The sequence below is a fragment of the Streptomyces sp. NRRL F-525 genome (assembly GCF_000716605.1).
Classification (GTDB): domain Bacteria; phylum Actinomycetota; class Actinomycetes; order Streptomycetales; family Streptomycetaceae; genus Streptomyces.
In genome coordinates, this window is the sequence record NZ_JNXE01000032.1 from 23,800 (window position 1) to 44,381 (window position 20,582).

At 69.0% G+C, this 20,582-nt stretch carries 15 protein-coding genes; 11 read left to right on the plus strand and 4 right to left on the minus strand.

Annotated features, from left to right (window positions below; translation table 11 throughout):
• The first annotated feature begins 15 nt into the window (after nt 1–15).
• The 6 genes from OO69_RS34965 (at nt 16) to OO69_RS34990 (ending at nt 9,239) form a co-directional block, all read left to right on the plus strand.
• The gene (locus OO69_RS34965) at nt 16–1,050 is read left to right on the plus strand and encodes an ABC transporter permease (protein WP_033284922.1); all 1,035 of its coding nucleotides are present in this window, start codon (nt 16–18) and stop codon (nt 1,048–1,050) included.
• A complete protein-coding gene (locus OO69_RS34970; RefSeq protein ID WP_033284923.1) occupies nt 1,047–1,982 on the plus strand; it encodes a carbohydrate ABC transporter permease in 936 nt (311 codons plus the stop codon). Before OO69_RS34965 ends, OO69_RS34970 begins: the two co-directional genes overlap by 4 nt.
• A 101-nt stretch (nt 1,983–2,083) precedes the next feature.
• A complete protein-coding gene (locus OO69_RS34975; RefSeq protein WP_033284924.1) occupies nt 2,084–4,276 on the plus strand; it encodes a 1,4-beta-glucanase in 2,193 nt (730 codons plus the stop codon).
• Nucleotides 4,276–6,249, plus strand: coding sequence for a beta-galactosidase (locus tag OO69_RS34980; protein WP_033284925.1), 1,974 nt, complete (start codon nt 4,276–4,278; stop codon nt 6,247–6,249). Before OO69_RS34975 ends, OO69_RS34980 begins: the two co-directional genes overlap by 1 nt.
• Complete coding sequence (locus OO69_RS34985) at nt 6,246–8,489, plus strand: glycosyl hydrolase family 95 catalytic domain-containing protein (RefSeq protein ID WP_033284926.1); 2,244 nt, start codon at nt 6,246–6,248, stop codon at nt 8,487–8,489. The genes OO69_RS34980 and OO69_RS34985 overlap by 4 nt, the downstream gene beginning before the upstream one ends.
• Nucleotides 8,490–8,525: 36 nt before the next feature.
• A complete protein-coding gene (locus tag OO69_RS34990; RefSeq protein ID WP_033284927.1) occupies nt 8,526–9,239 on the plus strand; it encodes a glycoside hydrolase family 12 protein in 714 nt (237 codons plus the stop codon).
• 16 nt (nt 9,240–9,255) lie between these two features.
• On the opposite strand, the gene OO69_RS34995 is transcribed toward OO69_RS34990, so the two are convergent.
• The 3 genes from OO69_RS34995 to OO69_RS35005 all read right to left on the minus strand — a co-directional run bounded on the left by OO69_RS34995 (nt 9,256) and on the right by OO69_RS35005 (nt 12,894).
• Nucleotides 9,256–9,630, minus strand: a complete 375-nt coding sequence (locus OO69_RS34995; RefSeq protein WP_033284928.1) for a hypothetical protein — start codon at nt 9,628–9,630, stop codon at nt 9,256–9,258.
• Nucleotides 9,631–9,733: 103 nt separating this feature from the next.
• Complete coding sequence (locus OO69_RS35000) at nt 9,734–11,797, minus strand: TIM-barrel domain-containing protein (RefSeq protein WP_033284929.1); 2,064 nt, start codon at nt 11,795–11,797, stop codon at nt 9,734–9,736.
• Nucleotides 11,798–11,877: 80 nt separating this feature from the next.
• The gene (locus tag OO69_RS35005; protein WP_033284930.1) at nt 11,878–12,894 is read right to left on the minus strand and encodes a LacI family DNA-binding transcriptional regulator; all 1,017 of its coding nucleotides are present in this window, start codon (nt 12,892–12,894) and stop codon (nt 11,878–11,880) included.
• A gap of 277 nt (nt 12,895–13,171) precedes the next feature.
• Between OO69_RS35005 and OO69_RS35010 the strand changes: the two genes are divergently transcribed.
• Both OO69_RS35010 and OO69_RS35015 read left to right on the plus strand, forming a co-directional pair.
• Complete coding sequence (locus OO69_RS35010; RefSeq protein WP_033284931.1) at nt 13,172–13,981, plus strand: GH12 family glycosyl hydrolase domain-containing protein; 810 nt, start codon at nt 13,172–13,174, stop codon at nt 13,979–13,981.
• Between the two features lie 111 nt (nt 13,982–14,092).
• Nucleotides 14,093–16,024, plus strand: a complete 1,932-nt coding sequence (locus OO69_RS35015; protein WP_033284932.1) for an acyl-CoA dehydrogenase family protein — start codon at nt 14,093–14,095, stop codon at nt 16,022–16,024.
• A gap of 7 nt (nt 16,025–16,031) precedes the next feature.
• Here the strand turns inward: OO69_RS35015 and OO69_RS35020 are convergent, their stop codons facing one another.
• Complete coding sequence (locus OO69_RS35020; protein ID WP_033284982.1) at nt 16,032–16,481, minus strand: lamin tail domain-containing protein; 450 nt, start codon at nt 16,479–16,481, stop codon at nt 16,032–16,034.
• Nucleotides 16,482–16,669: 188 nt separating this feature from the next.
• Between OO69_RS35020 and dxr the strand changes: the two genes are divergently transcribed.
• The 3 genes from dxr (at nt 16,670) to ispG (ending at nt 20,565) form a co-directional block, all read left to right on the plus strand.
• Nucleotides 16,670–17,938 carry a 1-deoxy-D-xylulose-5-phosphate reductoisomerase gene (dxr, locus tag OO69_RS35025; protein WP_033284933.1) on the plus strand — a complete coding sequence of 423 codons (1,269 nt, stop codon included), beginning with the start codon at nt 16,670–16,672 and terminating at the stop codon, nt 17,936–17,938.
• Between the two features lie 8 nt (nt 17,939–17,946).
• Nucleotides 17,947–19,239: a M50 family metallopeptidase gene (locus OO69_RS35030; protein WP_199811088.1), complete on the plus strand. Its 1,293-nt coding sequence runs from the start codon at nt 17,947–17,949 to the stop codon at nt 19,237–19,239.
• Between the two features lie 168 nt (nt 19,240–19,407).
• On the plus strand, nt 19,408–20,565 hold the full coding sequence (gene ispG, locus OO69_RS35035) for a flavodoxin-dependent (E)-4-hydroxy-3-methylbut-2-enyl-diphosphate synthase (protein WP_033284935.1): 1,158 nt from the start codon (nt 19,408–19,410) through the stop codon (nt 20,563–20,565).
• Nucleotides 20,566–20,582 lie beyond the last annotated feature (17 nt).

Here is a 20,582-nt window from a genome sequence, read left to right on the forward strand (position 1 = left end):
GCAAGGAGAACGGCCGTGTCCCACAGCACGGTGCCTCGGAGCAGGACCGAGGCCGACACGACGGGCAAGACCCCGAAGGCGTCCGGCACCAGCACCGGCCCCCGACGCAACAGCCCCAAGGCGAAGGTGAGTTGGCGGCTCAGGTTCAGACGCGACCGCGTCCTGCTCCTGATGACCCTGCCGGCCGTCCTGCTCATCCTGGTCTTCAACTACCTGCCGATCCTCGGCAACATCGTCGCCTTCGAGGACTACGACCCCTACGTCAGCGACAACGGCATCGTCTCGATGCTGCACAGCCCCTGGGTCGGCCTGGAGAACTTCCAGCAGATCTTCGCGGACTCCGCGTTCTGGAGTGCCGTACAGAACACGCTCGTCCTGTTCTTCCTCCAGCTCATCCTGTTCTTCCCGATCCCGATCCTCCTCGCGCTGCTCATCAACAGCGTGGTCAGGCCCCGGGTCCGGGCGCTCTCCCAGGCGATCCTCTACCTCCCGCACTTCTTCTCCTGGGTGCTGGTGATCGCCGTCTTCCAGCAACTCCTGGGCGGGGCGGGCCTGTTCTCGCAACTGCTCCGTCAACACGGCTTCGACGGCCTCGACGTGATGACCGACCCCAACACGTTCAAGTTCCTGATCACCGCGCAGAGCGTGTGGAAGGACGCGGGCTGGGGGATCATCGTCTTCCTCGCCGCGCTGTCCTCCGTCAGCCCCGATCTGTACGAGGCCGCGGCGATGGACGGCGCGGGGCGGTGGCGCCGGATGTGGCACGTCACGCTGCCCGCGCTCCGACCCGTGATCGCACTGCTGTTGGTGCTCCGGGTCGGTGACGCGCTGACCGTCGGCTTCGAGCAGATCCTGCTCCAACGCGACGCCGTGGGGCCGGGAGCGGCGGAGGTCCTCGACACCTTCGTCTGGTGGAACGGCGTCCGCAACCAGGACTTCGGCTACGCGGCCGCCGCGGGACTCGTCAAGGGCGTGATCAGTCTCGGGCTGGTTCTCGCCGCGAACAAAGTGGCCCACCTCATGGGTGAGCAGGGGGTGTACAAGAAGTGACCGCCGTCATCGACCAACCTGTGCGACAGCCGAGCAGGTGGGCTGCGCCGCCTCGGCCCACCTGGGAGGAGGAACCCGGCAAGGTCGGGCTCGCCGGCAAGGGGCTCGTCCTCACGATCGCCTGTCTCGCCATCCTCTTTCCGCTGTGGATCGTCCTCGTCACCAGCCTTTCCTCCCGCAAGACCATCGACCAGGCCGGTGGGCTCGTCATGGTTCCGAAGGGGATCACGTTCGTCGCGTACAAGGAACTTCTCAGCGGGGGTCAGGTCACCAGGGCGGCGATCATCAGTGTCCTCATCACCGTCGTCGGCACGCTGTTCTCCATGGCGGTGTCTGTTCTTTGTGCGTACGGCCTCTCTCGTATCGGGTCGCTCGGGCATCGGTGGATCCTGATGATGATGCTGGCGACGATGTTCTTCAGCGCGGGGCTTATTCCGACGTATTTGCTCGTCCAGTCGCTTGGCCTGACCGACAGTTACCTCGCGTTGATCCTGCCCAGTGCGCTCAGCGTCTTCAACATCCTTGTGTTGCGTGGGTTCTTCATGGGGATCTCGCAGGAACTCATCGACAGTGCGCGGATCGATGGTGCCGGTGACTTCCGGATTCTGTGGATCATTGTCATGCCGTTGTCCCGGGCTGTGTTGGCTGTCATCACGCTCTTTTATGCCGTGGGGTATTGGAGTGCCTGGTTCAATGCATCGCTGTATTTGAACGACCAGGACATGATGCCGTTGCAGAACGTCATGATTCAGCTGGTGCAGAAGCAGGAGGCTCCCGTGGGGCTTGGTCAGGCGATCAAGACGGGGGAGTTGTCCGGGCTTGCTGTGCAGATGGCGGTCATGGTGATGGCGTTGTTGCCGGTGGCTGTGCTTTCGCCGTTTGTGCAGCGGCATTTCAAGAAGGGGATGCTTACCGGCGCCGTTAAGGGCTGAATCGGTTGTCTTTTGTCTGCGGGCGCGTTGGGGCTGGTCGCGCAGTTCCCCGCGCCCCTAAAAAACTCCCCTGACCGTTTCTCTGTAGAACGAGGTGTGTCATGCGTGCGTCCGAAATGAGCCGGCGTGCCGTTCTTGCGGGTGCCGCAGCCGCCGCCGCGCTTACCACCGTGCCGCTCCTCACGACGAGGGCGCAGGCTGCGGAAGCGCCCGCTTATCGCTGGCGCAATGCCGTCATCGGCGGCACCGGATTCGTCACGGGCGTCCTCTTCCACCCCTCCGTCCGCGGCCTCGCCTACGCCCGTACCGACATCGGCGGTGCCTACCGCTGGGACGACCGGGTCGGCCGCTGGACCCCGCTCACCGATCAACTCGGGTGGGACGACTGGAACTTGCTCGGTGTGGAGGCGCTCGCCGTCGACCCCGTGCACCCGGACCGGCTGTACCTCGCCGTCGGCACCTACGCGCAGTCCTGGGCCAGCAACGGTGCGATCCTCCGTTCCGAGGACCGGGGCACCACCTGGACCCGCACCGACCTCACCGTGAAGCTCGGCGGGAACGAGGACGGGCGTGGGGCGGGGGAGCGGTTGCTTGTCGACCCGCGGGACAGTGACACCCTGTGGCTCGGCACCCGGCACGACGGGCTGCTCAAGTCGACCGACCGGGGCGTCACTTGGGCGGCGGCGACCGGCTTCCCGGCGACCGCCAGCGACTCCGGTCAAGGCGTCACCTTCCTCGTCGCCGTCGGCCGTGCCGTCTACGCCGGGTGGGGTGACGGAGACGGGAGCGCGACCGCCGTCACCCTCTATCGCACCACCGACGGCACCACCTGGACCGCCGTCCCCGCGCAGCCCACCGGCATCTCCGCCAAGGTCCCGATCCGGGCCGCGTACGACGCACGCTCCCGTGAGCTGTACGTGACGTACGCCGACGCGCCCGGGCCCAACGGGCAGTCCACCGGCAGTGTGCACAAGTTGGCTGTCGGAAGCGGTCGTTGGACGGACGTCAGCCCCGTCCAGCCCGGCGGCGGCGACACCTTCGGGTACGGCGGGGTCGCCGTCGACGCCCGGCGCGCCGGCACCGTCGTCGTCTCCACCAACAACCGCTGGGCGGCCGTCGACACCCTGTACCGGACCACCGACGGCGGCCGTACCTGGACGTCCCTGAAGGACGCTGCTGTCTTCGACGTGTCTGAGACTCCTTTCCTCAAGTGGGGTGCTGAACAGCCGAAGTTCGGCTGGTGGATCCAGGCCGTGGCCGTCGACCCGCACGACTCGAAGCACGTCGTCTACGGCACCGGTGCCACCCTCTACGGCACCCGTGACCTCACCCACTGGGCGCCGCGGATCCGTGGCCTGGAGGAGACGTCCGTGATCCAGCTGATCTCGCCCCCGGTCGGGGAGGCGCACCTGATCAGCGCCTCGCGGGACATCGGCGTGATGTACCACGAGCGGCTCACGGCGTCTCCGTCGCGCGGCATGGCGACGAACCCCGTGTTCGGGTCGGCGACCGGGATCGCGCAGGCCGCGGGCAGGCCGTCGTACGTCGTCCGCACGGGCTTCGGCGACAACGGCAACGGTGCGTACTCCCGCGACGGCGGGCGGAGCTGGGCGCCCTTCGCTGCCCAGCCCGACATCGCCGGGGACTCACCGGGGCCGATCGCCACCAGCGCCGACGGCGGTACGCTGCTGTGGTCCTTCGTGCACTGGGACGGCACGAAGTACCCGACTCACCGCTCGGCGGACAACGGCGCGACCTGGACCGAGGTCTCCTCCTTCCCGAAGGGCGCCACGCCGGTCGCCGACCCGGCCGACCCGACGCTCTTCTACGCATACGACACCGACACAGGAACGCTATACGCCAGCACTGACAGTGGCCGTTCGTTCGCACAGCGTGCGGGTGGACTGCCCTCGGGCGACAGCCAGTTCCAGCTGGTCGCGGCGCCCGGGCGGTCCGGTGACCTGTGGTTGAGCGTCAAGTGGAACGGGCTCTACCGGTCCGTCGACGGGGGTGTCAGCTTCTCGAAGGTGGCCAGTTGCTGGGCCTCCTACACGCTCGGCTTCGGCAGGGCCGCGCCCGGCGCCGACTACCCCGCGATCTATCAAGTCGGCTCCACCGAGACCATCACCGCCGTCTACCGCTCCGACGACGAGGCCAAGACCTGGGTGCGGATCAACGACGACCAGCATCAGTGGGGTTGGGTCGGGCAGGCCGTCATCGGTGATCCGCGCGTCCACGGGCGCGTGTACCTCGCCACCAACGGGCGCGGCATCCAGTACGGGGAGCAGCTCTGATGCCTCGGCTCAGCGATGCCACGCGCGGTCGCATCCTCTTCGGCGGTGACTACAACCCCGAGCAGTGGCCCGAGGAGACCTGGCACGAGGACGTCCGGCTGATGAAGGACGCCGGCGTCAACTCCGTCACCCTCGGCGTCTTCTCCTGGGCCAGGCTCGAACCCGAGCCGGGGGCAATGGAGTTCGGCTGGCTCGATCGCCTGATGGACCTCATGCATGACAGCGGCATCGGCGTCGTCCTCGCCACGCCCACCTCCTCCCCGCCGCCGTGGCTCGGCCGACTCCACCCGGAGACGCTCCCCCGCGACGCGGACGGCCGTATCGAATGGTGGGGCGGACGGCAGCACTTCTCGCACTCCAGCGCCGTCTACCGCCACCACGCCGCCGCCATCACCGAGGCCCTGGCCGCCCGTTACGCCGGTCACCCCGCGCTCACGATGTGGCACATCAACAACGAGTACTGCACCTTCGACTACGGCGACGAGGCCGCCGTCGCCTTCCGCCGCTGGCTGCGCGCGAAGTACGGCACGCTGGACGCCCTCAACTCGGCCTGGGGCACGGCCTTTTGGAGCCAGGGCTACGACTCCTGGGACGGCGTCCTGCCGCCGCGTCACGCCCATTACCTCAACAACCCCACCCACGTGCTCGACTTCCGGCGCTTCACCTCCGACATGCTCCTGGAGTGCTACACCGCCGAGCGCGACATCGTCCGCCGGTACACCCCGCACCTCCCGGTCACCACCAACTTCATGCCGATGTGGGTGGGGCAGGACGGCTGGCGCTGGTCCGAGGAGGAGGACGTCGTCTCGGTCGATCTGTATCCGGATCCGCGCGATCCGCTCGGTGCCCAAAGTGCCGCTCTCGTCCAGGACTTGACCCGTTCCCAGGCGCACGGCGGTCCCTGGATGCTCATGGAGCAGGCCGCCGGACCCGTCAACTGGCGTGGCGTGAACCACCCCAAGCCGCGCGGCCTCAACCGCCTCTGGTCCCTCCAGGCAGTGGCCCGTGGCGCCGACGCCGTCTGCTACTTCCAGTGGCGTCAATCCCGGCAGGGCGCCGAGAAGTTCCACTCCGGGATGCTCAGCCATGCGGGGGAGCGGGGCCGCACCTTCCAGGAGGTGAAGCAGCTCGGCGCGGAACTCGCCCGGATCGGCGGCGAGGTGACGGACACTCACATCACCGCCGACATCGCGATCCTGCATGACTGGAACGCCTGGTGGGCCGGCGCGCAGGACGGCCGTCTCTCCACCGAGGTCGACTACCCGGACGTCTTCCGCGCCTGGCACCGCGCCCTCTGGGAGTCCCACCTCACCACCGACTTCGCCCACCCCGAACACGACCTGTCCGCCTACAAGTTGGTCGTCGTCCCGCAGCTCTACCTCCTCACGGACACCGCGATCGACAACCTCCTGGCGTACGTCCGCGACGGCGGCACCCTGATCTCCGGCTTCCTCACCGGCATCGCCGACGAGGACGACCGGGTACGAACCGGCGGCATGGACGCCCGTCTCCGCGAGCTGTTCGGCATCCGCACCCTGCACGAGTGGTGTCCGCTGGACGCGGGGGAGATGGCGGAGTGCGAGGGGTTCCGCGGGACGCTGTGGTCCGAGGAGATCGAGGCGGAGGACGACGGCGTCGACGAGGTGATTCCCTACAAGGGCGGGGAGTTGGACGGCCTCCCCGCCGTCCTTCGCAGGGGCCGGTCCTGGTACGTCTCGACGCTCCCCGAACCGCACGCGCTGCGAGGCCTGCTCGCCCGTATCGCCACCGACGCGGGGGTGCGCCCGGTGCTCGCCGGGCTTCCGCCTGGCGTCGAGGCCGTGCGGCGCGGAGACCTCCTGTTCCTCCTCAATCACGGCCGCGAACCAGTCACCCTCGACCTCCCGGGTACCCACCGGGACCTGCTCACCGACACGACCGCCGAGGGCGAGATCACTCTCGGCCGTTACGGTGCGGCAGTGTTGCGCCCATGACCAGCGAACCCGCACCGGCCAGCCCTCCGGCCCCCGGCCCCGCGCACGCCACCTGGGAGCCCCTCCCCGCCGCCCGCTGGGAGGACGCCTTCCTCAGCGGCAACGGCCACCACGGCGTCCTCGTGTTCGGCGATCCGAACGATGATCGCGTCATCGTCACCCACCACACCCTCGTCCGCCCGAACGGCGCCGAACACGCCCGGCCCCCACACCTCGCCGCCGAACTCCCCGTGCTCCAGGCCCGGTTGCTCGCCGGCGACCTCGCCGCCGCCGAGAGCTTCACCGACGACCGCCCGCTCCAGTGGGTGCAGCCCTTCCACCCGGCGTTCCAGCTACGGCTGCGCAGGCCGTCCGGCGCGGCCGGGCGCGACTACCGCCGTACCGTCGACTTCGCCACCGGCGAGGTCACCGCCCGCTGCGACGACTGGCGCAGCCGCGTCTTCGTCTCCCGCGCCGACGACGTGATCGTCCAGCACATCACCGCACCGGACCTCACCCTCGACCTCGCCCAGGAGCACCAACTCCCGGGTGCGCCGACAGGGTTGGGCGTCGGCCACGGCACGCTCCTCACCTCCGACGGCGCCGTCCTCACCCTCCGCGTCCGCTATCCCGACAGCGACCGCGCGTACACCGGAGTCACCCTCGCCGTGGTCACCGGCGGTACGACACGGCTCACCTCGGCGGGAGTTCGGATCGCCGGGGCCGATGAGGTCCTCCTCCTCACCCGAGTCCGGCGCCACACCGGCGAGCTGGACGTCGTGGAAGAGACGCGCGCCCTACGGGAGTTGCTATCCGACGGGCAGCGGGCCTACGACGCGCTCCTCGACCGCCACCTCGCGCTTCACCGTACGGCTTACGCCCGCGTCGCCCTCGATCTCCATGCCGATGACGCCGAACGCGCCCTCCCCGGAAGCGAGTTGCTGAAGCGGTACCACAGCCCTGGCCTCCTCGAAAGGCTCTTCGCGGCCGGCCGGTATCACCTGCTCTCATCCAGCGGACTGTTCCCGCCCCGGCTCACCGGACTGTGGACTGGGGACTGGAACACGGCCTGGTCGGGGGCGTTCACCAACGACGCGAACCTCAACCTCCAGACCGCGTCCGCCGCGAGCGCGGACCTTCCCGAAGTCGCGGACGCCCTCGCCTCCTTGATCCACCGTCAGCTGGACGACTGGCGGGAGAACGCCCGTGCCGTCTTCGGTGCCCGGGGTGTCGTCGCGCCCGCGCACACCGACGGCGAGTCCGGGCTGTCGTACCACTTCAGCCGGGAGTACCCGCTGCACCTCTGGACCGCTGGCGCCGACTGGCTGCTCAAGCCGCTTGTCGACCACGACGAGACGCGCGGTGCACGTGATCCGCGTACCGCCGCCGTGCTGGCCGAAGTCGCCCTGTTCTACGAGGACTTCCTCAGCCGCAGTGACCCCGAAGGAAACCTGGTCGTCGTCCCCTCGTACTCGCCCGAGAACCGTCCCGCGAACGCCAGCGCCAGTTGGGGCGCGATCAACGCGGCGATGGACCTCTCCGCGGCCCGGCACGCACTCCACACGGCCGTCGCCTATCACCCGGGTACGCCAGAGGCCCTCCGCTGGCTTGCGCTCGCCGACCGGCTGCCGCCGCACCGGGTCAACTCCCAGGGCGCGCTTGCCGAATGGGCCTGGCCGGGCCTCGACGACACCTACGACCACCGTCATCTCAGTCACCTCTACGGGGTGTGGCCGCTCGACGAGATCAACCCGTACGACACCCCGCAGCTCGCCGCCGCCGCGCACCGCGCGCTCCAACTCCGGGGCGCCGAGAACGACTCCGCGCACGGGCATCTGCATCACGCGCTCGTCGCCGCCCGCCTCCGCGACGGCGAGCGGGTCGCGCACGCGCTCGGGCAGGTGCTCGACGGTGACTTCTTCCATGCCTCGCTGATGAGCGCGCACTACCCGAACCGGGACGTCTACAACGCGGACGCCGCGCACACCCTGCCCGGTGTGGTCGTCGAGGCGCTCGTGCAGTCGACCCCGGACCGGCTGGTCCTGCTGCCCGCGCTGCCGGCGGCGTATCCGCACGGTCAACTCACCGGCGTACGCACGAGGTTCGGGGCGGAGGTCGATCTGAGCTGGACGCCCCACTCCGCCACGGCGCTGATCCGGCCGTCCCGAACCCACCGCGTCGAACTCCGGACTTCCTCCGGCACGGAGCCGCTCGACCTCGTCGCCGGAGAAGACCGCGTCCTCACCCTGGGGGCGCGGTAGCCACTCGCACCTCCCCCCACCCATGGAAGGGACACCATGGCAACACGCAAGCAGGGCCGCGTACTTACGGCCGTTCTCGCCCCCGCACTCGCGCTCGGAGCCACCGTCGCGCTCGCGTCGGCCCCCGCTTCCGCCGCCGTCTGGAGCTCCTGCGACCAGTGGGGCACCACGACCCTGAACGGCTACACGCTCTACAACGACATCTGGGGCTCCGGCGCCGGCAGCCAGTGCATCTGGGCCAACTCCGGTACCAACTGGGGCGTCAACGCCAACCACCCCAACACCGGTGGTATCAAGGCCTATCCGAACGCCAAGAAGGTGATCAACAAGTCGATCACCTCGCTCGGTTCGCTGTCCAGCAGCTACAACGTCTCGGTCCCGTCGTCCGGCGCGTACAACACGTCGTACGACATCTGGGACACCAACTACGACTACGAGATCATGCTCTGGATGAACAAGACCGGCGCCGTCGGCCCGCTCGGCACCTCGCAGGGCACCCTCACGCTGGGCGGTCACACCTGGACCGTCTACAAGGGCAACAACGGCGCCAACGACGTGTTCTCGTTCGTGCGCACCTCGAACTCCAGCTCCGGCACGGTCAACGTCCTGTCGATCCTCAAGTGGATCAAGGACACCAAGGGCTGGTTCGGCAACGTGACCATCGGGGACCTGCAGTTCGGGTTCGAGATCACGTCCTCGTCCGGCGGGCTGGACTTCACCACCAACAGCGAGAGCGTCAGCAGTAGTTGACCCACATGCAGGTCAGTCAGCCGCCCGGTCCTCGTACTCCGCGAGGGCCGGGCGGCGCCACGACTAGGGCGGAGACCCAGCAGCCGAGCGCGGCCAGCACCAGGCCGAACACCGCCGGATTCACGTACCCGGGAACGGTGTCGGCGACGTAACTCCCGCCGTCCGACGTCTCGCAGACGAACCGGAGCGGGACGAAGTCCACCGAGTAGTCGGTGACGCTCTGGGCCTCCTTGTCGTACTGCCAGCCGGTCGTACGGCAGGGCCGCAGCGGCGACGAGTCGGTGCCGCCGTCCTCCGCCTCCAGCAGCGCGCCGAGGACGTGCAACAGACCCCAGAGATACAGGGCGAACGCGGCGAGGCCAGCAACGATGGCGAGCTTGCGTAACACCATCGGAGGAGTCCAGCAGAACAAGATCGGTACGGCTGTGACGGAGGCCACAGTTCCGCACAACGGAAGCGTCACGGGCGCCCGCCCCCACCGGGCGCCCCGACCCCTACTCCGTCACCGGCAACGCCGCCCCGTCCCGCAGGAACAGCGGAATCCGGTCCAGCGGCGCGTCGACCGTGACCGCCGTGCCGCCCTCGTACGTCTCGCCCGTCCACGCGTCCGTCCACCACGCGCCCGCCGGGAGATACGCCGTACGGACCGTGGCGCCCGCCGTCAGCACCGGCGCGACCAGCAGGTCCGGGCCGAAGAGGTACGCGTCGTCGACCGACCAACTCGCCGGGTCCGCCGGGAATTCGAGGAACAGCGGCCGCATCACCGGCAGCCCCTCCTCGTGCGCGGCGCGCATCACGTCCAGGACGTACGGCTTCAGGCGCTCGCGCAGCCGCAGGTACTTCTCCAGGATCGGCAGGGCCCGATCGCCGTACGACCAGACCTCGTTGGGGCCGCCGGTCATGTCGGGGCCGAGCGGCATGCCCGGGTCGCGGAAGCCGTGCAGCCGCATCAGCGGGGACAGCGCGCCGAATTGGAACCAGCGGACCATGACTTCCTGGTACGCCGGGTCGTCCGGGTCGCCGCCGTGGAAGCCGCCGATGTCCGTGTTCCACCAAGGGATGCCGGAGAGCGCGGTGTTGAGGCCCGCGGCGATCTGGCGGCGCAGGGTCGGGAAGTCGGTTCCGATGTCGCCCGACCAGAGCGCGGCGCCGTGGCGCTGACTGCCCGCCCACGCCGAGCGGTTGAGGGTGATGACCTCGTCGTCGCCGACGCCCTCGGCGCGCAACCCCTCAGCGAACGCACGGGAGTTCTCGGCCGGGTACATGTTGCCGACCTCCAGGCCCGGGCCCGCCCAGTAGCGCAGGTTCTCCTGGAAGCCGGGCTTCAGCTCGGGCTCGCAGGCGTCCAGCCAGAAGGCCGTAATGCCGTACGGGACAAGGTAGTTGTCGCGGATCTTCGACCACAGGAAGTCGCGGGCCTCGGGGTTCGTGGCGTCGTAGAAGGCCACCTGGACCGTCGACGCGACCCCCTTGTCCGGCCAGTCGGCGTGGGCCATCGGGCCGTACTGGGTGCCGATGAGGTAGCCGCGCTGTTCCAGTACGCCGTGGTTCTCGCTGAGGGGGGAGACGGAGGGCCAGACGCTGACCACCAACTTCACGCCCAGCTCGTCCAGTTCGCGGACCATGGCCGCCGGGTCGGGCCACTCGGCCGGGTCGAACTTCCAGTCGCCCAGGTGCGTCCAGTGGAAGAAGTCGCAGACGATGGCGGAGAGGGGGAGGTCCCGGCGCTTGTACTCCCTTGCCACGGCGAGGAGTTCGGCCTGCGTGCGGTAGCGCAGCTTGCACTGCCAGAAGCCCGCCGCCCACTTGGGGAGCATCGGCGTGCGGCCCGTCACCGCGCTGTAGCGGCGCTGGCCGTCGGCCGGGTCGCCCGCGGTGATCCAGTAGTCGATCTGCCGGGCCGAATCGGCCACCCAGCGCGTGCCGTTGCCGGCCAGCTCCACGCGGCCTATCGCCGGGTTGTTCCACAGCAGGGTGTAGCCGCGGCTGGAGACGAGCACCGGGATGCCGACCTCGGCGTTGCGCTGGACCAGGTCGAGGACCAGGCCCTTCTGGTCCAGCTTGCCGTGCTGGTGCTGCCCGAGGCCGTACAGCTTCTCGTCCTCGTACGCGGCGAAGCGCTGCTCCAGGCGGTGGTGGCCGTTGCCGACCGCTGTGTAGAGGCGCGAGCCGGGCCACCAGAAGTGGGCGCGGGCCTCGGCGAGGAGTTCGCTGGAGTCGTTGGTGCGCAGGAAGCGGATCAGGCCCTCGGCGTCGACCTCGACCGTCAACTCGCCCACGGTCAGGGTCCCTTGACCGTCCTCGATCTTGACGCTCGCCTCGGTCGGCGGCGCCTCGTCGAGGAGCGCGCCCGGCAGCCCGTCGAGCAGCGGGCCGCCGAGCCGGGCCCTGACCCGTACCGCGTCCGGCCCCCACGGTTCGATCCGCAGGGTCTCCTGACGGCCGCTCCACTCCAGCGCGCCGTCCCGCTCACGGAAGGTGCCGACGGTGGGCGACGACTGCGCGAGGCTGACCGCACCCGCGCCCTGACTGATCTGGTTTTCGGCAGGCTGATTCACGAGAGGGCTCCTGTGAGGAGTGCAGACATGGCGGTGCCCTGGCGGCGGCACAGGGGTGGAGCTCTGAGGTCGGAAAAGGGTCAGGACGACGCGGCGGGCGCCGGACCCGTGCTCGCCCGCATCGTCAACTCCGGTGTGATCAGCACGACTTCGTCGCTGCCGCGGCCGTCCAGCTTGGCCACCAGGTGCTCCACGGCGTAACGGCCCATCTCCTGCGCGGGGATGGCGACGGACGTCAGCCGCACCGAGGCCTGGGTGGCGACCTGGTCGGGGCAGACCGCGACCACCGACACGTCCTCCGGCACGGCCCGGCCCTGCTGGCGCAGCAAGGCGAGCAGCGGCTCGACCGCCGACTCGTTCTGCACGACGAAGCCCGTGGTGCCGGGGCGCTCGTCGAAGATCCGGGCCAGGGTCGTCGTCATCGCGTCGTACCCGCCCTCGCACGGCCGGTGCAGCACCCGCAGGCCCAACTCCCGTGCGCGGGACCGGAGTCCGTCGAGGGTGCGCTCGGCGAAACCGGTGTGCCGCTCGTAGACCGCGGGGGCCTCGCCGATGACAGCGATGTCGTGGTGGCCGAGCTTGGCGAGGTGCTCGACGCACAGCGCGCCGGTCGCGCCGAAGTCGAGGTCGACGCAGGTCAGCCCGGTGGTGTCGGCGGGGAGGCCGATGAGTACCGAGGGTTGGTCGGTGCCGCGCAGCAACGGCAGCCGCTCGTCGTCGAGTTCGACGTCCATCAGGATCATCGCGTCGGCGAGCCCGCTGCCGGTGACCCGGCGCACCGCGTCGGGACCCTCCTCGCCGGTGAGCAGCAGGACGTCGTAGCCGTGCAGGCGGGCGGTGGTCGCCACGGCGATGGCGATCTCCATCATCACCGGCACGTACATGTCGGTGCGCAGCGGCACCATCAGCGCGATGATGTTCGACCGGCTGCTGGCGAGGGCGCGGGCGCCCGCGTTCGGGTGGTAGCCCAGCTCGCGGATGCTCTGCTCGACCCGCTGCCGGGTGGCTCCGGAGATGGACCGCTTGCCGCTGAGGACATAGCTCACCGTGCTCGCCGAGACTCCGGCGTGCTGGGCGACCTCGGCGAGGGTGACCATCCAGCTCTCCAAGCTTTGTGAAGCGCTTCGACAGTGCGCGTTGCTGACAAGGGCGGGTGAGGGTGGTTCGACATTAGCTTCAGGCGGTGTGGGTGTCCATAGGTTGTCGAAGCGCTTCGACACTTTCTCGAAACACCGGGCTCGACTGCGCGGGAAACCCCGGCCCGGCGGGATTCTCCGTGCCGGGAAGGCAACCTCCGGGCGGGTCGGCGGCCACTGAGAGGTCGTAGCGGCCGCTGACGGGCCGTAGACGAACCGTCCCCCGGAAGGACCCCCGATGCAACACCGCAGACCCCGCCTGTCGAAGAAGCGGAAGACACTGGTCGCCACCGCGGTGGCCCTCGCGGCCCTCGCCGGTGTCACCGTCGCCCAGGCGGGCGAGTCGAGCAAGAAGTGCACGGCGGACGACACCGTCACGCTCGGCAAGTACTACGTGAACAACAACCAGTGGGGACGCGACAAGGCCACCGGCAGCCAGTGCGTGTGGGACAACTCCCAGTCGGGGTCCACCATTTCGTGGGGTACGTCCTTCAGTTGGGCCAACAACAGCAAGGGCACCGACGCCGATGTGAAGACGTTCGCGAGTACCGTCCTCGGCTGGCACTGGGGGTGGAAGGTCGACAAGGCGACCACCGGGCTGCCGATCCGCGTCGGTGACCGGAAGAGTGTGAAGACCAGCTGGGAGTTCGCGCTCAGCTCCAACCCCGGCACGCTCGATGTCGCGTACGACCTGTGGCTGCACTCCAAGAACACCGCCGACTGGGCCGACCAGCCCACCGACGAGATCATGATCTGGCTCAACCGGCAGGGCGGTGCGGGCCCGCTCGGCACCAAGTACGGCAGCGTCAGTCTCGACGGCGCGATGTGGGACATCTACCAGGGGAACATCGGCTGGAACGTGTACTCCTTCGTCCGCACCGCCAACACCACCAAGGCGACCCTGAACATCGACGACTTCACCCAGGCACTCGTCCGGCGGAAGCTGCTGAGCAACGACAAGTACCTCTCCGGCATCGAGTCCGGCACCGAGGTCTTCAAGGGCTCGGGGCGCCTTGACACGAAGGCGTACTCCGTCGACATCGGCTGAACGGACGCGCGAAGGGTGGCTGCTTCGCGGTGGATCGGGTACATACGAACGGGTAGCACCCGTCGGTAACCGCCATGGTCCGAGGGCCCGATTCGCGGCGAGGTGAGCCTCATGTCCGCTCCATCCAGCAAACCCACCGTCACCGAGCGGGAAGCCCGGCAGGTGGCGGAGGCGGCCCGGGAACAGGACTGGCGCAAGCCCAGCTTCGCCAAGGAACTGTTCCTCGGCCGCTTCCGGCTCGACCTGATCCACCCGCACCCCCTCCCGCCCGCCGAGGACTCCCGGCGCGGCGAGGAGTTCCTCGCGAAGCTGCGCGTCTTCTGCGAGACGCGGATCGACGCGGCCCGCATCGAGCGCGAGGCGCGCATCCCCGACGAGGTCATCAGCGGCCTCAAGGAGATCGGCGCCCTCGGCATGAAGATCGACACCAAGTACGGCGGCCTCGGCCTCACCCAGGTGTACTACAACAAGGCGCTGGCCCTCGCGGGCTCGGCCTGCCCCGCGGTCGGTGTGCTGCTCTCCGCCCACCAGTCGATCGGCGTACCGCAGCCGCTGAAGCTGTTCGGCACGGACGAGCAGAAGGCGGAGTTCCTGCCGCGTTGCGCCCGCACCGACATCAGCGCCTTCCTGCTCACCGAACCGGACGTCGGCTCCGACCCGGCACGGCTCGCGACCAGCGCGGTGCGGGACGGGGACGCGTACGTCCTCGACGGGGTGAAGCTCTGGACCACGAACGGCGTGATCGCCGACCTGCTGGTCGTGATGGCCCGGGTGCCGAAGAGCGAGGGCCACAAGGGCGGCATCACCGCGTTCGTCGTGGAGACCGACTCGCCCGGCATCACCGTCGAGAACCGCAACGCCTTCATGGGCCTGCGCGGCATCGAGAACGGCGTCACGCGCTTCCACCAGGTCCGGGTCCCCGCCGCGAACCGCATCGGCCCCGAGGGCGCGGGCCTGAAGATCGCCCTCACCACCCTCAACACCGGCCGTCTCTCCCTCCCCGCGTCCTGCGTCGCGGCCGGCAAGTGGTGCCTGAAGATCGCCCGTGAGTGGTCGGCGGCGCGTGAGCAGTGGGGCAGGCCGATCGCCGAGCACGAGGCCGTGGGCAAGAAGATCTCCTTCATCGCGGCGACGACCTTCGCCCTGGAGGCCGTACTCGACCTGTCCTCGCAGATGGCCGACGAGGACCGCAACGACATCCGCATCGAGGGCGCGCTGGCCAAGCTCTTCGCGTCCGAGATGGGCTGGCTGATGGCCGACGAACTGGTCCAGATCCGCGGCGGCCGGGGCTTCGAGACGGCCGAGTCCCTCGCGGCCCGCGGCGAGAAGGCGGTCCCCGCCGAGCAGGTCCTGCGCGACCTCCGGATCAACCGCATCTTCGAGGGCTCGACGGAGATCATGCATCTCCTCATCGCCCGCGAGGCCGTCGACGCCCACCTCAAGGTCGCCGGCGACCTCATCGACCCGGACAAGTCCCTTCAGGACAAGGCGAAAGCGGGCGCGAACGCGGGTGTCTTCTACGCCAAGTGGCTCCCGAAACTGGTCGCGGGCAGCGGCCAACTCCCGGGCACCTACGGCGAGTTCCGCCACGGCATCGACCTCTCCCGGCACCTTCGCTACGTGGAGCGTGGCGCCCGCAAACTCGCCCGCTCCACCTTCTACGCCATGTCCCGCTGGCAGGGCCGCATGGAGACCAAGCAGGGTTTCCTGGGCCGGATCGTCGACATCGGCGCGGAACTCTTCGCGATGAGCGCGGCCTGCGTACGGGCCGAACTCCTGCGCACCCAGGGCGATCACGGCCGCGAGGCCTACCAACTCGCCGACGCCTTCTGCGAACAGTCCCGCATCCGCGTCGAGGAACTCTTCGGCCGCCTGTGGACCAACACCGACGCCGTCGACCGCAAGGTGGTCAAGGGCGTCATGGGCGGCGCGTACACCTGGCTGGAAGAAGGCATCGTCGACCCGTCGGGCGACGGACCCTGGATCGCCGACACGACCCCGGGCCCGTCCAAGGCGGACAACCTCCACCGACCGGTCAACTAGCCCTCGTTCAGCAGTACTTGTCGCTCGGATCCCGCGTCGTCCACGAACAGGTGTCGACCTTGCTGCCGTTGGACTTCGTCAGCGTCGCCGTGTCGCTGGTGTTGTTCCAGACGTAGGCGGCACGGCCCTGGTACGTGTTCGACGCGGTGTCCGTGCCCTTGCCGGTGTGCACCTTGATGTACTTGCCGGCGCCGATCTTGATGTTCTTGAAGGTGTAGCGGTGGTTCGAGACGTCCTTGAGGACATAGCCCTTGAGCGAGATCGCCGACCGGCTGGTGTTCTTGATCTGCACCCACTCGCCGTTCAGGCTGGTGTTGGACCGGGTGTCCGAGCCCGGGCTGTCGAACCAGACGTGGTAGATCGTGACCCCACCGGCGGCCTCGGCCGGGGTGCTCAGCAGGGTGCCGGTGAATATCACGGCGCCCGCGAGCGCGGGCAGGGCAGCGCGTTTCCGCATGGAGAATCCCCCCAGGATCTCGTCCACGCGCCGGTCGTCCACCGGCGCAGGACTGAAGTGTTATCACATGACCTTCACGCCGTATTCACAAAGGGGGATTTCCCTTCAATCACCGACGAGAGCCGATAAGCCACCCGCCCGAGGGAACCGCTGTCCACCCGGGCACCCGTTGCGGCAACAATGGAGGGATGAGCGACAGTCCAGCACCCCTCGCCGACCCACATCTCGTCTACGACCCCGTCGTGGGCGACGGTCCCAAGGCCCTGGTGATCCTCGGGTCGACCGGGTCCATCGGCACGCAGGCCATCGACCTGGTGCTGCGCAACCCGGACCGCTTCCGGGTCACCGCACTCTCCGCGAACGGCGGCCGGGTCGGGCTTCTCGCCGAGCAGGCGTACCAGCTCAGGGTGCGGACGGTCGGGGTCGCCCGCGAGGACGTCGTACCCGCACTGCGCGAAGCGCTCGCCGCTCAGTACGGCGCGGGGGAGCCGCTCCCGGAGATCCTCGCCGGTCCCGACGCGGCGACCCAACTCGCCGCCTCCGACTGCCACACCGTGCTGAACGGCATCACCGGGTCCATCGGACTCGCGCCCACCCTCGCCGCCCTGGAGGCGGGCCGCGTCCTCGCGCTCGCCAACAAGGAGTCGCTCATCGTCGGCGGCCCGCTGGTGAAGGCGCTGGCCAAGCCGGGCCAGATCATCCCGGTGGACTCCGAGCACGCGGCGCTGTTCCAGGCCCTCGCGGCCGGTACGCGAGCCGATGTCCGCAAGCTCGTCGTCACGGCGTCCGGCGGCCCCTTCCGCGGCCGTAGCAAAGCCGACCTGGCGCGAGTGACCGTAGAAGAGGCGCTCGCGCACCCCACCTGGGCGATGGGCCCGGTGATCACGATCAACTCGGCGACCTTGGTGAACAAGGGGCTGGAAGTGATCGAGGCGCACCTGCTGTACGACATTCCCTTCGATCGCATTGAGGTGGTCGTGCACCCGCAGTCGTATGTCCACTCGATGGTGGAATTCACGGACGGCTCGACACTCGCCCAGGCGACGCCCCCCGACATGCGCGGGCCGATCGCCATCGGGCTCGGCTGGCCCGAGCGGGTCCCGGACGCGGCGCCCGCGTTCGACTGGAGCAAGGCGTCGACGTGGGAGTTCTTCCCGCTCGACACCGACGCGTTCCCGTCGGTCGGCCTGGCCCGGCATGTGGGACAGCTCGCGGGCACGGCTCCGGCGGTGTTCAATGCGGCGAACGAGGAGTGCGTGGAGGCGTTCCGCGCGGGCGCGCTGCCGTTCAACGGAATCATGGAGACGGTGACACGGGTGGTCGAGGAACACGGGACACCGGCCACGGGAACTTCCCTGACCGTGCCGGACGTCCTCGAAGCGGAGACCTGGGCACGCGCCCGGGCCCGCGAACTGACAGCGCAGACGACCACGGCGAACGCGGAGGCGCGTGCATGACAGCCCTGATGATGATCCTCGGCATAGTCGTCTTCGCGGTCGGCCTGCTGGTCTCGATCGCCTGGCACGAGCTGGGGCATCTCTCGACGGCGAAGCTCTTCGGCATCCGGGTGCCCCAGTACATGGTCGGCTTCGGCCCGACCATCTGGTCCAAGCGGAAGGGCGACACCGAGTACGGCTTCAAGGCCATCCCGTTCGGCGGCTACATCCGCATGATCGGCATGTTCCCGCCCGGCCCGGACGGCAGGATCGAGTCCCGCTCGACGTCACCCTGGCGCAGCATGATCGAGGACGCCCGCTCGGCGGCCTTCGAGGAGCTGGAGCCCGGCGACGAGTCCCGCCTGTTCTACACACGCAAGCCCTGGAAACGGGTCATCGTGATGTTCGCGGGCCCCTTCATGAACCTCATCCTCGCGGTGGCGCTCTTCCTCACCGTCCTGATGGGCTTCGGCATCTCGCAGCAGACCAACACGGTCAGCTCGGTCTCCGAGTGCGTCATCGCGCAGAGCCAGAACCGCGACACCTGCAAGAAGTCCGACCCGGCCTCCCCGGCGGCGGCAGCGGGCCTGAAGGCGGGCGACAAGATCGTCAGCTTCAACGGCGTGAAGACGACGGACTGGAACAAGCTCTCCGACCTGATCCGCGCCACCCCCGGCAAGACGGTCCCGATCGTCGTGGAGCGCAAGGGCCAGGCCCTGACTCTCCACGCGAAGATCGCGTCGAACCAGGTCGCCAAGAAGGACTCCAGCGGCCAGATCGTCCAGGGCCAGTACGTGACCGCCGGCTTCCTCGGCTTCAGCGCGGCCACCGGCATCGTCCGCCAGGACTTCGGCGACTCGGTCACCTGGATGGGAGACCGCATGGGCGAGGCCGTCGACTCCATCGCGGCCCTCCCCGGCAAGATCCCGGCCCTGTGGAACGCGGCCTTCGACGGCGCCCCCCGCCAGGCCGACTCCCCGATGGGCGTGGTCGGCGCGGCCCGCGTGGGCGGCGAGATCTTCACCCTGGACATCCCGCCGACCCAACAACTGGCCATGGCCCTGATGCTGGTGGCCGGCTTCAACCTCTCCCTGTTCCTCTTCAACATGCTCCCGCTGCTCCCGCTCGACGGCGGGCATGTCGCGGGCGCGCTGTGGGAGGCGCTGCGGCGGAACCTGGCGAAGGTGCTCAAGCGCCCGGACCCGGGCCCGTTCGACGTGGCGAAGCTGATGCCGGTGGCCTATGTGGTGGCGGGGATCTTCGTCTGCTTCACCTTGTTGGTGTTGGTGGCGGACGTGGTTAACCCGGTGAAAATCTCCTAGTCACCCCTGGTTCGCGGCGGCCCGGCATCTCTTGTGCCGGGCCGCTCTCCATTGAGTGGGTTTAGGGCCGGGATGTGCTCGGGCCCGTGCGGTTGACGTAATCTCGAAGCCTGGAGCCCGCTGTTCCGGGACCGGGGCCTTGATCCACGACTTGGGGTTGCACAGCAGATGACTGCGATTTCTCTCGGCATTCCGTCCGTTCCGACCCGGCTCGCCGAGCGCCGTAAGAGCCGGCAGATCCAGGTCGGCACCGTGGCGGTCGGCGGCGACGCGCCGGTGTCGGTGCAGTCCATGACGACCACCCGTACGTCGGACATCGGCGCCACGCTGCAGCAGATCGCCGAGCTGACGGCGTCCGGCTGCCAGATCGTGCGCGTGGCCTGTCCCACGCAGGACGACGCGGACGCGCTGGCGACCATCGCGCGCAAGTCGCAGATCCCGGTGATCGCGGACATCCACTTCCAGCCGAAGTACGTCTTCGCGGCGATCGAGGCGGGTTGCGCGGCGGTCCGTGTGAACCCCGGCAACATCAAGCAGTTCGACGACAAGGTCAAGGAGATCGCGCGGGCCGCGAAGGACCACGGCACGCCGATCCGCATCGGGGTCAACGCGGGCTCGCTGGACGCGCGACTGCTGAAGAAGTACGGCAAGGCGACCCCCGAGGCGCTCGCCGAGTCCGCCCTCTGGGAGGCATCCCTCTTCGAGGAGCACGGCTTCCAGGACATCAAGATCTCGGTCAAGCACAACGACCCGGTCGTGATGGTCGAGGCGTACCGCCAGCTCGCGGCCCAGTGCGACTACCCGCTCCACCTCGGCGTCACCGAGGCGGGCCCGGCCTTCCAGGGCACGATCAAGTCGGCGGTGGCGTTCGGCGCCCTCCTCTCGCAGGGCATCGGCGACACCATCCGCGTCTCCCTCTCGGCCCCGCCGGTCGAGGAGGTCAAGGTCGGCAACCAGATCCTGGAGTCCCTGAACCTCAAGCCCCGCCGCCTGGAGATCGTGTCGTGCCCGTCCTGCGGCCGCGCCCAGGTGGACGTCTACAAGCTGGCCGAGGAGGTCACGGCGGGCCTGGAGGGCATGGAGGTCCCGCTGCGCGTGGCCGTCATGGGCTGCGTCGTGAACGGCCCCGGCGAGGCCCGCGAGGCCGACCTCGGCGTCGCCTCCGGCAACGGCAAGGGCCAGATCTTCGTCAAGGGCGAGGTCATCAAGACGGTGCCCGAGTCGAAGATCGTAGAGACCCTGATCGAGGAGGCGATGAAGATCGCCGAGCAGATGGAGGCGGACGGCGTCGCCTCCGGCGAACCCACGGTGGCCGTCGCCGGCTGAGGGGCAAGGGTAGTTGG